Source organism: Methyloversatilis sp. (assembly GCF_051861465.1).
Lineage (GTDB): Bacteria > Pseudomonadota > Gammaproteobacteria > Burkholderiales > Rhodocyclaceae > Methyloversatilis.
The window spans coordinates 69,463-83,492 of record NZ_JBHYCQ010000007.1; the positions used below are offsets into that span (position 1 = coordinate 69,463).

The window sequence follows — 14,030 nt, forward strand, 5'->3', positions numbered from 1 at the left end:
GCCGTGTCACATCGCGTGAATTGAATCGTGCACTGCATTATCCCGCCACACCTTAACCCACCTCAAGCCATGTCCGATCCCCGAGCCGTCGTCGATGCCGCGTCCACCCTCATTCTCGGTAAGCGCAGCCGGCTCGAGCTGGCGCTGACCTGCCTGATCGCCGGCGGTCACCTGCTGATCGAGGATGTACCCGGCACCGGCAAGACGACACTCGCCCACGTGATGGCACGCCTGCTCGGGCTGGATTTCCGCCGCGTGCAATTCACCAGCGACCTGCTGCCGGCAGACATTCTCGGCGTGTCGGTGTTCGAACGTGAAACCGGCGCCTTCCGCTTCCACCCCGGTCCGGTGTTCACCCAGGTGCTGCTCGCCGACGAGGTGAATCGCGCCACACCGCGCACGCAGAGCGCACTGCTCGAGGCGATGGAAGAACACCAGGTCAGCGTCGAAGGCGAAACGCGCCCGCTGCCCGAACCCTTCTTCGTCATCGCCACGCAGAACCCGGCCAGCCAGATCGGCACCTATCCGCTGCCCGAATCGCAGCTCGACCGCTTCATGATGCGCATCACCATGGGCTATCCCGACCCGGCGGCCGAACGCGCACTGCTGACAGGCCGCGACCGGCGCAGCCTGCTGGCCGATCTGGCGCCGGTGGCCGACGCGGCGACGCTGACGGCCTGGCGCACGCAGGCCGAGGCCATTCATGTCAGCGATGCACTGATCGATTACGTACAGGCGCTGATCGCCTACACGCGCACCGGCGGCGCCTACCGGCTCGGTCTGAGTCCGCGCGCCGGACTGGCGTTGCTGGCCGCGGCGCGCGCCCGCGCGCTGCTCGATGCACGCAGCCATGTGCTGCCGGAAGACGTGCAGGCGGTGCTGCCGGCGGTCGCGCTGCATCGCCTGCCGATGCTCGAACAGCCGGCCAGTCACGAAGACGCCGCCCGCCATCTGCTGCAGGCGGTCGCGCTGCCGGTCTGATGCGGGAAGCGATCCGCCGCTGGCTGGCCACACTGGGCGGCTCGCCCGCGCTGCCGCTGACCCTGGACCGGCGCCGCATCTTCGTGCTGCCGACCGGGCCCGGTCTGGCCTTCGGCTGCGCGCTGCTCGCCATGCTGCTCACCGCCATCAACTACACGCTCAGCCTGGGCTTCGCACTGGTGTTCATGCTGGCCGGCCTGGGCCAGGTCGCGCTGCTGCATGCCTTTCGCAACCTGTACGCGCTGACGCTGCGCGAAACCGTGCCGGAGCCGGTGTTCGCCGGCCAGCACGCGAGCTTCCCGCTGTGGCTGGACAACGACGCCAGCCGACCGCGGCCGGCGCTGCAACTGGCGATGCCCGGCGCCGATCCGGTCACGATCGATCTGGCGCCGAAGCAGAGCCGGGCGGTCATGCTGCGCGTGCCGGCGACGCGGCGCGGCTGGCTGTCGCCGGCGCGCGTCACGCTGGATACCCGCTACCCGCTGGGCCTGATCCGCGCCTGGTCGTACGCGAAGCCGGCCCAGCGCTGTCTGGTGATGCCGCAGCCGGAAAGCGGCCGCCCGCCGCTGCCGGCCACGGCGGCGGGTGACGCGGGTGTGCGCCCGCGTGGCGAGGGCAGCGAGGAATTTGCCAGTCTGCGCGACCACCGCGCCGCCGATTCGCCGCGCCATGTCGCCTGGAAAACATCGGCGCGCACGCCGGATGCGCCGCTGCTGACCAAACAGTTCGAAGGCAGCGACGGCGGCGACCTCTGGCTGGACCTCGCCCAGCTGCCCGCCACGCTGTCGCTCGAACAGCAGCTGTCGCGTCTGACCGGCTGGGTGATCGACGCCGACGCCGCCGGCCTGCACTACGGTCTGGCGCTGCCGGGCACGCGCATCGCGCCATCCGGCGGGCCGGCGCACCGCGCGCGCGCGCTGCGCGCGCTGGCACTGCACGGGCTGCCGGCATGAAATGGCGGCGCACGACCGCCCCCAGGGTGGCCGCCGAACCGCTCGATCAGTCGCGCATCGCCTGGCTGATGGCGGTCGCCGCCTGCGCACTGGTGCCGCACGGCTCGCACCTGCCCGGCTGGCTGATCGCGGTGGCGGCCCTGTTGTTCACCTGGCGGCTGGCGCAGTGGAAGCTCGGCTGGCCGGGCGCCAGCGGTCTGGTCAAGCTGCTGGTGGTGGTCGCCTGCTGCGCCGGCGTGTCGCTGACCTTCGGCCGCCTGTTCGGACGCGAACCCGGCGTGGCACTGCTGACGCTGATGCTGGTGCTCAAGCTGCACGAATTGCGCAGCACGCGCGACGGCCACACCGTCGTGCTGCTCGGCTACTTCATGCTGCTGACCGCCTTCCTGTATTCGCAGACACCGGCCATGGCGGCTGCGCTCGGCGTGTCGATGACCGTCATCACCGCGGCGCTGATCGCGCTGACCGGCCCGCCGGCTGCGCCACGGGCTCTGCTGCGCCACGCCGCATGGATGATGGCGCAGGCGCTGCCTTTCATGCTGGTGCTGTTCGTGCTGTTCCCGCGCGTGCCGGGCCCGCTGTGGGGCTTGCCGCTCGACGCCTACAGCGGCACCTCGGGTCTGTCCGACAGCATGTCGCCGGGCTCGATATCCCAGTTGAGCCTGTCCGGCGCCATCGCCTTCCGCGCGCGCTTCGAGGGCGAGGCGCCGCCGGCACGCGATCTGTACTGGCGCGGACCGGTGCTGAGCGCCTTCGACGGCCGCACCTGGCGACAGGGCGACAGCGCGCGGCGCATCGGCGACAGCGTGCCGCACCCGGTACCCGGTCGTCCGCTAAGCTATGAAGTCACGCTGGAACCACACAACCGGACCTGGCTGTTCGCGCTCGAAACTGTCAGCACCCTGCCGGCCGGCGTGCGGGTGAGCGATGACTGGCAGCTGTCCGGTCGCGACGGGGTGCGCAACCGGCGGCGCGACCGCTTCGAATCGGTGCTGGGCGCGCGACCCGGCATCGAGGAGTGGAGCGCTCACCTCGACGCGGCCCGCCAGCTGCCGCCCGACGGCAATCCGCGCGCCCGGCAACTGGCGCAGACGCTGCGCGCCGCTTCGCCGGCCGACACGGTGGCGGCCGGCCTGCGGCTGTTCAGGCGCGAAGCGTTCGTCTACACGCTGACGCCGCCGCTGCTGGGTGAAGACGGCATCGACGCCTTCCTGTTCGACACCCGGCGCGGCTTCTGCGAGCACTACGCCGGCGCCTTCGTGTTCCTGATGCGCGCCGCCGGACTGCCGGCACGCGTCGTGACCGGCTATCAGGGCGGCGAGCGCAATGAGGTCGACGACTACGTCGTGGTGCGCCAGTCCGACGCCCACGCGTGGGCCGAGGTCTGGCTCCAGGGCGAAGGCTGGCGGCGCGTCGATCCGACCGCGGCCATCCTGCCGTCGCGCATCGAACGCGGTCTGGCCGACCTGCCGGCCGGCGAACCGGTGCCCTTCGTCGCGCGCGTCGATCTGGGCTGGCTGCGCGCGCTGCGCCACCAGTGGGAGGCGACCAACAATTCGTGGAACCAGTGGGTGCTGTCGTACGACCAGCAGAAGCAGCGCGAGCTGCTGAGCCGGCTCGGCATGGCACAACCTGACTGGCGGATGATGACGATCTGGCTCGCGTCGCTGTGCGCGCTGTTCGCCCTCGCGCTGACGCTGTGGGCGATGCGCCGCAGCGGGTCGGTCGATGCGCTGGCGCGCGCCTGGGCCGCCGTCGACCGCACGCTGCGTCCGGCCGGTCTGGGCCGCGAGGCGTGGGAAGGGCCGTTCGACTACGCGGCACGTATCGGCCGGCTGCGTCCCGATCTGGCACCCGTACTCGCCCAGGCGTGTAGACTTTATGCCGACGCCCGCTATGGCGCGGCTCCGCCCGCCGCTGCGGCCCGCGAACTCAAGGCCTGCGCCCGCGCGCTGCGCCGCCAACGCACCCCGCCCCACCGATGACCTCACGTTTCACATCTGACGCCTTTTCACGCCGCGATTTCATCCTTGGCAGCACCGCCCTGGTTGCCGCCGGCCAGTTGTCGGCGCAGACCCCGGGCAACGCTGGCTTTGCCGGCCGGGATGACGTGCGCGCCTTCTGTGCCGAGCTGGCCGGCGCACACGGTTTCGATCCGGGCTGGCTGCTGACGCAATTCGAACCGGTACAGCCGCAACCCAGGGTGATCGAACTGATCCGCCCGCCGACGAAGCCGGGCGTGCGCTCGTGGCAACGCTACCGCGGCCGCTTCGTCGAGCCGCTGCGCATCCGTGAAGGCCGCGCCTTCATGGATGAACACGCCGCGACGCTGGCGCGCGCCGAACAGCAGTACGGCGTGCCGCCGCATGTGGTCACCGCGATTATCGGCGTCGAAACGATCTACGGTCGCCACACCGGCAACTTCCCGGTCATCGGCGCACTGGCCACGCTGGCGTTCGACTATCCGCCGCGCGCGGAACTGTTCCGGCGCGAACTGGGCGAGCTGTTCCTGCTGGCGCGCGACCAGAACCGCGATGTGGCCAGCTATCGCGGCTCCTACGCCGGCGCACTCGGTTACCCGCAATTCCTGCCCAGCAGCTGGCGCCGTTATGCAGTCGATTTCGACAACGACGGCCGCGTCGACCTGATCGACAGCCCGATCGACGCCATCGGCAGCGTCGCCGCCTACCTGAAGGAACACGGCTGGGAGCCGGGCGAACCGGTGGTGCAGCGCATCCTGGTCGATAGCAGCACGGTTGCGCCGCTGATCGAATCCGGCATCGAACCGGTACTCGAGACCGATCGGCTGCTGGCCAGCGGCATCCGCCCGCTCGGCCGTGAGCTGATTTCGAAGCCGGCGGCCGTGGTCGATCTGATCACGCCGGATGCGCCGACCGAATACTGGCTCGGCTTCAGGAATTTCTACGTGATCACCCGCTACAACAAATCGAGCTTCTACGCGATGGCGGTGCATCAGCTCAGCGAGGCGCTCATGCGAGCCTGAATGTCGCTCGAGCATTTGCCGCCCGCCCCCGCCCCCACCCGAACCGGAACCCGACCATGACCCGCCTTCTGCTCGCCGCCACGCTGGGCGCCCTGCTCTGTTCGCCCTCGAGCGCCCACGACGCGTCGCTGAACGGTCGCTGGACAGGCGACTACAAGACCGACGAAGGCATCGACCGCGAAGCGGAACTTGTCGTGACCGAAGACGGCGCGACCTGGACCGGCAAGCCCAAGGGCAGCGCCGGCCGGCAGAATCCGTGTTTCAACCGCGCCTTTGCGGTGCTCATCGAAGGCGAGCCTGATGGCGCACTGTCGCTGTGGGTCAAGGCGAGCCAGGCCCTGCCGCTGTGCAAGGACCTCCGGCTGCAACTGACCCGGGTATCGCCGACCCGGCTCGAAGGCCGGTTCAAATCAGGTGCGCCGGTCTGGCTGGACAGACGCTGAGTCCGGCACGCCATGGTGCAGATATACGGGCACCTTGGCGCGACACCACCAGGCTTGACCCGGGCATTGAATGAAACCATTATTCACGCCATGCAACACGGCGACCGGGACGACCCGGTCGCCTTCATTCTTCCGGGGACGGCCCCGGATGTCCGGAGCGTTCATCATGGCGTGGGTCATCCTGTTCATCGCAGGTCTGTTCGAGGTCGCCTGGGCGATCGGTCTGAAATACACCGACGGTTTCAGCAAGCTGTGGCCGTCGGTCGGCACGGCGGCAGCCATGCTGATCAGCGTGGTGCTGCTCGGACTGGCCATGCGCACGCTGCCGGTCGGCACCGCCTACGCGGTGTGGACCGGCATCGGCGCAGTCGGCACCGTCATCCTGGGCATCGTGCTGTTCGGCGATCCGGCCAATGCAGCGCGTCTGGCCTGCGTTGCACTGATCGTCGCCGGCATCCTCGGACTGAAGCTCACGTCGGCCTGAGTGCCGCGGCGGGAGTTCCGGCTGTGGGAGTTCCGGCTGTGGGAGTTCCGGCTGTGGGATCGGCGGCCTCGCCGCGATACGCACGCTGATCATCGACCATCGCTGCTCGATCGCGGCGAGGCCGCCGATCCCACCAGGCAGCCATTCCCACAGCGACACCGCTCTTGATCAGGCAAACCTGGCCGTCCGACAAAGACCGCACTTGTGCCGCCTGCCAGCAATCGGCGAAAATCCATGGCTTTGGCTTGCGCGCGAAGTGCGTGCAGGCTTCATCCATCCGAGCCCGCCATGACCGATTCCGCCGCACTGCCGCCCGACGACGAAAACCACATCATCGCGGAGCGGCGCGAAAAACTGCGCCAGTGGCGCGAAGGCGGCGCGGCCTATCCGAACGATTTCAGCCGCACCCACTACGCGGGCGAGCTGACCGCGCAGCATGCCTCGACCAGCGGCGAAGCCCTTGAGGCGACGCCGGAACCCGTCCAGCTGGCCGGACGCATGATGCTCAAGCGCGTCATGGGCAAGGCCAGTTTCGCGACCCTGCAGGACATGTCTGGCCGCATCCAGCTCTACATCACGAACGACGGCGTGGGCGAAGCGGCGCATGGCGCGTTCAAGCACTGGGATCTGGGCGACATCGTCGGCTGTTCCGGCGTGCTGTTCCGCACCCGCACGGGTGAGCTGACGATCAAGTGCGACAGCGTGCGCCTGCTGTCGAAGGCGCTGCGCCCGCTGCCGGAGAAATTCCACGGCCTGGCCGATCAGGAAACAAAGTACCGCTTTCGCTATCTCGACCTGATCACCAATGACGCGTCGCGCAACACCTTCATCGCGCGCAGCCGCCTGATGAGTTCGCTGCGCGCCGAAATGACGCGTCAGGGTTTTCTCGAAGTCGAAACGCCGATGATGCATCCCATCCCCGGCGGCGCGGCAGCCAAGCCGTTCAAGACCCACCACAACGCGCTCGACATGGAACTGTTCCTGCGCATCGCACCCGAGCTGTACCTGAAGCGCCTGGTGGTCGGTGGCTTCGAGAAGGTGTTCGAGGTGAACCGCAACTTCCGCAACGAAGGCATCAGCCCGCGCCACAACCCCGAATTCACGATGATGGAGTTCTATCAGGCCTACGCCGATTACCGGCAGCTGATGGATTTCACCGAATACCTGCTGCGCCACTGTGCCGAGCAGGCGCTGGGCACGACGAAGTTCACGTACCAGGGCCACGAGCTCGATCTCGGCCAGCCTTTCCACCGGCTGACCATCGTGCAGGCAATACAGAAGTACAACCCGCAGTATTCCGATGCCGATCTGGCCGACGAAGCCTTCGTGAAGAAGGCGATCAACACGCACGGCGAAACGGTCAAGCCGGGCGGCCTCGGTTCGCTGCAGCTGCAGCTGTTCGAAGCCTGCGCCGAGGCGCAGCTGTGGGAGCCGACCTACATCATCGACTACCCGGCCGAAGTGAGCCCGCTGGCGCGCCGCTCCGACACCCAGCCGGACATCACCGAACGCTTCGAACTGTTCATCGTCGGGCGCGAAATCGCCAACGGCTTTTCCGAGCTGAACGATCCGGAAGACCAGGCCGCACGTTTTCTCGACCAGGCAAAGGCCAAGGACGCCGGCGACGAGGAGGCGATGTTTTTCGACGCCGACTACATCCGCGCACTCGAACACGGCCTGCCGCCGACCGGCGGCTGTGGCATCGGCATCGACCGTCTGGTCATGCTGCTGACCGATTCGTCCAATATCCGCGACGTCATCCTGTTCCCGCAGATGCGCCGCGAGTAGCCGTATCCGCTTCGGGAGCCGTGGCTGTGGGAGCGGCGGCCTCGCCGCGATACGCACCCTGCACAACGACGGTCGCCGCACTGATCGCGGCGAGGCCGCCGCTCCCACAGGCCGCCTCTCCTACAGGCCGCCGATAATTCACGCTGCCGCTCACACGGGGGCCGCGCCCACAGGCGGTCACCGGAACTCCGGCGCCTCTGCATTCATCACATGTGCCGCACCCGCATTCGGCAAAAAGGGTCCTGAATGTCCCGCCCGCTTCAACCCCTGCAGCCCGCCACGCTGACCTTCGACGACGAAGGCACACCGCGCTCGTCGCTGTTCGATGACCGCTATCACTCCTGCGAAGGCCCGCTGGCCCAGGCGCAGTTCGTGTTTCTGGGCGGCAACGGCCTGCCGGGGCGCTGGGCCCGACGGGAACGCTTCGTCGTGCTGGAGACCGGATTCGGCCTCGGCCTGAACTTCCTCGCCACCTGGCGCGCGTGGCGCGACGACCCGGCGCGCTGTGACCGGCTGCACTTCGTATCGGTCGAAAAGCATCCGGTCGCCCAGTACGACCTCGCGACCTATTACCAGCGAGCCCTGCCGCAGGACATGAGCGACATGGCGCAGCGGCTGATCGAACGCTGGCCGCTGCCGGTAGCCGGTGTGCATCGCATCGATTTCGACAGCGGGCGCGTCGTGCTGACCCTGGCTTTCGGCGACGCCGACGCGCTGCTGCCGCAGCTCACGCTGCGTGCCAATGCGCTGTATCTCGATGGCTTTTCGCCGGCGCGCAACCCGGACATGTGGTCGGAGCGCATCTGCCGACACCTGAAGCGTCTGAGCGCGGACGACGTGACGCTGGCGACCTGGACCGTATCGGCGGCGCTGCGCCGGGCGCTGGCCGACCACAGTTTCGTCACCGAGAAGCGGCTCGGACTGAAGCCCAAGCGGGACATGCTGACCGGTTCGCTGCACCCGCAAGCGCAGGCAGCCGCCTTGCGCCACCGGCCGCAGACCAGCGTGCCTCAGCGCGTGGCGGTGATCGGCGCCGGGCTGGCCGGCTGCGCGCTGGCCGAGCGGCTGGCAGCGCGCGGCATCGAAGTGGTGCTGATCGAGCGCCACGCGGCGCCGGCGCAGGAGGCGTCGGGTAACGCGGCCGGCGTGCTGCGGCCCATGGTGGCGCGCGACGACAGCTTCGCCGCGCGCTTTTCGCGTGCCGCCTTCCTGCATGCCTCCAGCCATCTGCGGCGGCTCGACGGCGAGGGGCGCCCGCTGAAATGGGGCCCGACTGGCGTCATGCAGATCGCGCAGGACGCCGAACAGGAACAGATGCAGCACGCGCTGTGGGCGTCGCACGCCCTGCCGGACGCGCTCGTCCGTCACCTGTCCGACTGGGAGATGACGCGACGCGTCGGCTATGCGGTTCCGCGCGGCGGCTGGTGGTTTCCGCGCGGCGCCTGGGTCAATCCGCCCAGCCTGTGCGAAGCCAACCTCGAACGGGCCGGCGACGCCGTGACCCGGTTGTTTTCGAGCGAGGCCATCGGTCTTGCACGAGACGGCGACGCCTGGCGGGTGAGCGCCGATGATCGCACGCTGGTGAGCGCCGACGCGGTGGTGCTGGCCAATGCGTCGGACGCGGCTGCGCTGTCGCCGCTGGCGCTGCCGTTGGTCCGCATCCGCGGCCAGGTCACCCGCCTGCCGCGCGCGCTGCTGCCGCAGTTGCATGTCACGCTGTGCTGCGACGGCTATCTGTGCCCGACACCCGACGGCGACCTGAATCTGGGCGCCAGCTTCGACGTCGGCGACGAAGACCGCAGCGTGCGCAGCGACAGCCATGCCGACAATCTGGCCCGCCTCGAGCGGCTGCTGCCGGACACGGTGCCGCTGCCCGACCTGCGCAAGCTCGCCGGTCGGGTCGCTTTCCGCACCGCGACCCCCGACCGCATGCCGCTGATCGGCGAACTGCCCGGACAGCCGGGTCTCTACGCCTTCACCGGGCTCGGTTCGCGCGGGCTGGTGTGGTCGCCTCTGGGTGCCGAAGTCCTCGCGGCACGACTGTGTGGCGACCCCATACCTGTCGAGAATGAACTCTCATCCGCAATCGATCCGCGACGTTTTTTGCTGGAACACTGATCCAGATCAAGACACCGATCGATTCGGGCAAATCTCCTGAAGAATATTTCGTTCGTGCCGTAAGTCACGCAGAGGCCAGCGAACTGCTGAACCGCGACACGGACCGTGGGGATCCGGCGCTTCGGCATCGCCACACCTCGTACTCAGGAGAGATGTCATGAAAATAAACATGCCGGTCACCCAGAACGAAGTTTTCCTTGAACCCGGCAAACCGATCGTCACCAAGACCGATCTGAAAGGCCGCATCACCTACGCGAACGAATCGTTCGTCGCCATCAGCGGCTTCAGCCGGGACGAGCTGGTGGGCGAAAGCCACAATGTGGTGCGTCACCCGGACATGCCCCCCGAAGCATTCGAAGACTTGTGGAACACGATCAAGGCCGGCCAGCCGTGGCGTGGTTTCGTCAAGAACCGCGCCAAGAACGGCGATCACTATTGGGTGGAGGCGTTCGTGACGCCGATGACGCTGGATGGCCGAACCGTCGGCTACCAGTCGGTGCGCAACATTCCGAAGCGCGAAGACGTGGCCAGCGCCGAGGCGCTGTACCGCGCAGTACGCGACAAGAGCGCGAAATTCCCGACCACTCCCCGTCACAAGGAAAAGCTCGGACTCGCTGCCCGCATCTGGCTGAGCGCCGGTCTCAGCAGCCTGCTGGCCATCGCCGGCGCGGCGCTGGGTGGGCTGTGGGGCCTGATGATGGCCGGTCTGTCCGCACTGATCGCAGTGGGCGGCGCCTGGTATCTGAGCAGTGGCATCGTTTCGAGGCTGACCAGCCTGCATTCGGCCATCGTTGCACTCGACGAAGGCAAGCTGGCGACCCGGATCGACGCGCCGAAAGGCCCGTTGCGCGAACTGTTCGTCGGCATGGAAGTGATGCGCATCCATCTGCGCGCGATGTTCGCCGACGTGCTGGTCAGCGCACGCGAGGTCGATGAACGGTCACAGGAACTCGACAACGCGATGCGCGCGCTCGTCACCTCGACCGGTGCCCAGGGCGAAAACGTCATGCAGGTCGCCGCGGCGATGGAAGAAATGAGCGTGTCGATCAACGAGGTGTCGAACAATACCGACCGCAGCCTCGAAGCCGTGCGGCGTACCGAAACCAGCGCCCACGATGCCATGCAGACGATGGAAGCGGGCATTGCCAGCAGCCATCGCGTCGTCGGCGTGGTGACCCAGTCGCAGACGCGTATTTCGGAAGTGAATGCCTCGGTCGAGAAGATCAGCGCCGTGTCGCAGGTGATCAACGACATTGCCGAACAGACCAATCTGCTGGCGCTCAATGCCGCGATCGAGGCGGCACGTGCCGGCGAACAGGGCCGCGGCTTCGCGGTGGTCGCCGACGAGGTGCGCAAGCTGGCCGAACGCACGCGCACCAGCACCAAGGACATTGCGCTGGCCGTGACCGACATCATCCAGCTGGCCAGTTCGGCCGTCGATACGATGAGCACGACAGCCGGTGAGGTGGCCCGCTCGACCGGCGACATCGAAGCCAGCAGTACCGGCCTGCAGGCCATCTGGGACGCCAGCCGCGAAGCGGCCACCTACTCGGAAGAAATCACGCAGATGCTGCGCCAGCAATCACTCGCGTCGCATGAGGTCGCATCCAGCATGGAGCGTATTTCGGGTTCGGTCGAACAGACCACCTCCAGCGTGCAGTCGGTCGGCGATGCCGCGAGCCGGCTCCATTCGACGTCGAAGGAATTGCGCGAACTGGTGAAACACCTGGAACAGGCGCTGCACTGATGGCACCCCACTGAGTCGACGTGCCCGCCCCGAAACGGGCGCGCACCTTCCGGCATGCACCCCCAGGCGACCGTCCCGCACAACGTGGGGCGGTCGCTTTTCTTTGTGCTGCAAACCTCGGTCGATCGGCATTGCGTGCAGCGTTGTCAGGGTGCCCGGCAAGGCGCGAGGACCGCCCTGCCCGGAGGTTGGGGTGAGCGCAGCGATGCCAAACATCGCCTGTTGCACCCGCGCGGTGCCTTCGTTGGGGGTGTCGTTGAGCATCGCTGCGCTCACCCCAACCTACGAAGCCCGCCTCCACAACGCAGGTCGGGACGGACGCACCCAACCGAGGTTTTCAGGTTCATCGGTGGGGCCGGCGGTCTGCGTCGCGCCGATCAGGCACGGATCGGCGCCTGTTGTGCCCCGGTCAGGCCCTGCAGCACATCGGCCACACTCCTCGCGTGGCCAGCCACGGTCGCGGTTCCGGTGCTGTAGGACTCTATCGTTTCCAGCACCCCGGTCAGGCTCGACACCGCCTTCGACTGGCTTTCGAACATCTGCGCCACCCGCACGATCTCGATCGCCAGCGCGGAAATGTCCTTGCCGATCTCGCCCGCGCTGTTGCGCGACTTCTCGGCCAGCATGCGCACCTCGTCGGCCACCACCGCGAAGCCGCGGCCGGCCTCGCCGGCGCGTGCCGCCTCGATCGCCGCATTGAGCGCCAGCAGGTTGGTCTGGTCGGCGATCTGCTGGATCATTTCGACCACGTGCCGGATGCGATCGCTGGCCTGCGACAGGTCGCGCGCGCTGCCCCCGACTTCGCCGGCCTGGCCGGCCAGGGTGTCCACGGTATCCACCGCCTGCCTGATCACCGTCTGCTGATCGGACAGACGCGTGGTCAGGTCGCCGACCGAGGCGTACAGATCGGTCGAACAGGCTTCGAGCTGTCGTGCCGTCGCGTCGCGCGTCTGTTCGGCGGCGAGCATGATTTCGCCAAGATGGTTGAGGTCGCGCACCACCGGCACCATGCTGGCATCGACGTTGGCCGGATCGAGCCGGCTGGTGAAGTTGCCCGAACGGTAGTCGGAAATCTGCTGCACCATCACGCGCGACATGCCGGCCAGCTTGGCATTGTGCCGACGCAGGAAGAAGGCCTTGAACTCGCCGTAGTGGGCGATGAAGTTGTCCACGTATTCGTCGCGGAACGTGTCGGCCGGCCGCGTACGGAAGAAGAACACGGCCGTCAGCGTCTGGTTCAGGTTCAGGCCGAGAATTTCGCCGAAGGTCGAGAAACCGGCGATGTTGCCGCCACCGAAGATCCGCTCCAGCCCTGACAGTTCGGCGCTGTTGTAGAGGCGGCGCAGCACGCAGTCGTTGAACATGCCGGCCAGCGGTTCGCCCGGCTTGTTCGCCATGAAGGCGCGGTAGTCGCGTTCGGTCGTGCTGGCAAAGGGGGTGCGCCGCACCAGCACCAGTTCCTCGCCCGGCGCCACATCGCAGTAGAAGTCGACGCGGTCGTTGTCGACATCGAGCCGCGCCACCGAGCGCACGTACAGTTCGTTGTTGACCCGGATGGCGAACGAGTGGCTGTCGAGCCTGGCGGACAGCTGTTTGCGGTCGCAGCCGAAGGTCTTGCACAGCGCCTCGATCAGCGACACCACGCGCCCTTCGCCGTTGATCACCAGGTTGACCTGCCGGCGCTCGACCGAGGCGCTGAAGATCTGGAAACTGGTGCCGGCCGGCTCGAAGTTCTGGCTCTTGAACACGCCGAACCGCACTTGCGGCGCCATCTTCAGGAAGGCGACCAGCACATGGTTGTTGTAGCGGCGCGAACCGTCGTGCAGCCAGGTGTCGCGGAAGTCGAGCTTGCCGCCGGCCGAGCCGCCGACGAACAGGCAGGGGAAGCGCCCCGACTCGTACAGCGCCTCCATGAAGAAGGATTCGGAATTCGACAAGCCGTCGAACAGCACGTAGGCGAAAGTGTCGCGATGATCGATGTCGAGATCGACCTGCGTGGCCTGGATGCTGCGCACCAGCCGATCGATGCGCTCGCGATAGTCCATCACCCGGCCGCTCTGCCGAAGATCCTCGCTGGACAACGGAATGGCGACCACATGCGCCTCGCCGATCACGCTGCGATCGAAGCACTGCAGCACGACGCGGTCACGCCCTTCGGTCGCCTCGCAATACAGCGATCCGCCACCGCCGCTGCACAGTTCGCCCGCCGTCGTGGTCAAGGTCAGCGCGACATCCGGGAAGCGGGCGCGCAGGCTGCGCGCCACTTGCTCGATGTCCACATCGGGTGCCACATAACCGCTGATGAAGGACGGCGTGCCGACGACTGCAGCAAGCCGGGACTCAAGTTCCGCGACCCGAATCTGGAGGGTGTCGACGCCCCCTTGCCCGGAAACCGCCCTGCGTCCGAAAAGCTTCATTTCTTGTCTCCCTGTAAGTCCCGTTACCCGGCCGTGTTGCCGGGTACGAAGCGGTCTTACGGGAGGGCGTCAGCGCACTTTAGCGTGCGTCAGGC

10 protein-coding genes are annotated in these 14,030 nt (G+C 67.5%); 9 read left to right on the forward strand and 1 reads right to left on the reverse strand.

Going from position 1 to position 14,030, the window contains the following annotated elements; translation table 11 throughout:
- Positions 1–69 precede the first annotated feature (69 nt).
- The 9 genes from ACTIFF_RS11620 to ACTIFF_RS11660 all read left to right on the forward strand — a co-directional run bounded on the left by ACTIFF_RS11620 (position 70) and on the right by ACTIFF_RS11660 (position 11,518).
- On the forward strand, positions 70–981 hold the full coding sequence (locus ACTIFF_RS11620; RefSeq protein WP_439536973.1) for an AAA family ATPase: 912 nt from the start codon (positions 70–72) through the stop codon (positions 979–981).
- The gene (locus ACTIFF_RS11625) at positions 981–1,934 is read left to right on the forward strand and encodes a DUF58 domain-containing protein (RefSeq protein WP_439536974.1); all 954 of its coding nucleotides are present in this window, start codon (positions 981–983) and stop codon (positions 1,932–1,934) included. The genes ACTIFF_RS11620 and ACTIFF_RS11625 overlap by 1 nt, the downstream gene beginning before the upstream one ends.
- Positions 1,931–3,919 carry a transglutaminase TgpA family protein gene (locus tag ACTIFF_RS11630; protein WP_439536975.1) on the forward strand — a complete coding sequence of 663 codons (1,989 nt, stop codon included), beginning with the start codon at positions 1,931–1,933 and terminating at the stop codon, positions 3,917–3,919. The genes ACTIFF_RS11625 and ACTIFF_RS11630 overlap by 4 nt, the downstream gene beginning before the upstream one ends.
- The gene (gene mltB, locus ACTIFF_RS11635) at positions 3,916–4,938 is read left to right on the forward strand and encodes a lytic murein transglycosylase B (protein WP_439536976.1); all 1,023 of its coding nucleotides are present in this window, start codon (positions 3,916–3,918) and stop codon (positions 4,936–4,938) included. The genes ACTIFF_RS11630 and mltB overlap by 4 nt, the downstream gene beginning before the upstream one ends.
- Positions 4,939–4,994: 56 nt before the next feature.
- The gene (locus ACTIFF_RS11640) at positions 4,995–5,381 is read left to right on the forward strand and encodes a hypothetical protein (RefSeq protein WP_439536977.1); all 387 of its coding nucleotides are present in this window, start codon (positions 4,995–4,997) and stop codon (positions 5,379–5,381) included.
- 166 nt (positions 5,382–5,547) lie between these two features.
- Complete coding sequence (gene sugE, locus ACTIFF_RS11645; protein WP_305613471.1) at positions 5,548–5,865, forward strand: quaternary ammonium compound efflux SMR transporter SugE; 318 nt, start codon at positions 5,548–5,550, stop codon at positions 5,863–5,865.
- Positions 5,866–6,153: 288 nt separating this feature from the next.
- Positions 6,154–7,653 carry a lysine--tRNA ligase gene (gene lysS / locus ACTIFF_RS11650; RefSeq protein WP_439536978.1) on the forward strand — a complete coding sequence of 500 codons (1,500 nt, stop codon included), beginning with the start codon at positions 6,154–6,156 and terminating at the stop codon, positions 7,651–7,653.
- Positions 7,654–7,899: 246 nt separating this feature from the next.
- Positions 7,900–9,771, forward strand: coding sequence for a bifunctional tRNA (5-methylaminomethyl-2-thiouridine)(34)-methyltransferase MnmD/FAD-dependent 5-carboxymethylaminomethyl-2-thiouridine(34) oxidoreductase MnmC (gene mnmC, locus ACTIFF_RS11655; RefSeq protein ID WP_439536979.1), 1,872 nt, complete (start codon positions 7,900–7,902; stop codon positions 9,769–9,771).
- 157 nt (positions 9,772–9,928) lie between these two features.
- Positions 9,929–11,518 carry a methyl-accepting chemotaxis protein gene (locus tag ACTIFF_RS11660; RefSeq protein WP_439536980.1) on the forward strand — a complete coding sequence of 530 codons (1,590 nt, stop codon included), beginning with the start codon at positions 9,929–9,931 and terminating at the stop codon, positions 11,516–11,518.
- 377 nt (positions 11,519–11,895) lie between these two features.
- On the opposite strand, the gene ACTIFF_RS11665 is transcribed toward ACTIFF_RS11660, so the two are convergent.
- Positions 11,896–13,935 (reverse strand): methyl-accepting chemotaxis protein, encoded by a 2,040-nt coding sequence (locus ACTIFF_RS11665; RefSeq protein ID WP_439536981.1) that lies wholly within the window; start codon positions 13,933–13,935, stop codon positions 11,896–11,898.
- Between the last annotated feature and the right edge of the window lie 95 nt (positions 13,936–14,030).

Bases quoted from the DNA above. Each gene is read 5' to 3' on its own strand.
- ACTIFF_RS11620 (WP_439536973.1), top strand. From the start codon at position 70: ATGTCCGATCCCCGAGCCGTCGTCGATGCCGCGTCCACCCTCATTCTC.
- ACTIFF_RS11625 (WP_439536974.1), top strand. From the start codon at position 981: ATGCGGGAAGCGATCCGCCGCTGGCTGGCCACACTGGGCGGCTCGCCC.
- ACTIFF_RS11630 (WP_439536975.1), top strand. From the start codon at position 1,931: ATGAAATGGCGGCGCACGACCGCCCCCAGGGTGGCCGCCGAACCGCTC.
- mltB (WP_439536976.1), top strand. From the start codon at position 3,916: ATGACCTCACGTTTCACATCTGACGCCTTTTCACGCCGCGATTTCATC.
- ACTIFF_RS11640 (WP_439536977.1), top strand. From the start codon at position 4,995: ATGACCCGCCTTCTGCTCGCCGCCACGCTGGGCGCCCTGCTCTGTTCG.
- sugE (WP_305613471.1), top strand. From the start codon at position 5,548: ATGGCGTGGGTCATCCTGTTCATCGCAGGTCTGTTCGAGGTCGCCTGG.
- lysS (WP_439536978.1), top strand. From the start codon at position 6,154: ATGACCGATTCCGCCGCACTGCCGCCCGACGACGAAAACCACATCATC.
- mnmC (WP_439536979.1), top strand. From the start codon at position 7,900: ATGTCCCGCCCGCTTCAACCCCTGCAGCCCGCCACGCTGACCTTCGAC.
- ACTIFF_RS11660 (WP_439536980.1), top strand. From the start codon at position 9,929: ATGAAAATAAACATGCCGGTCACCCAGAACGAAGTTTTCCTTGAACCC.
- ACTIFF_RS11665 (WP_439536981.1), bottom strand. From the start codon at position 13,935: ATGAAGCTTTTCGGACGCAGGGCGGTTTCCGGGCAAGGGGGCGTCGAC.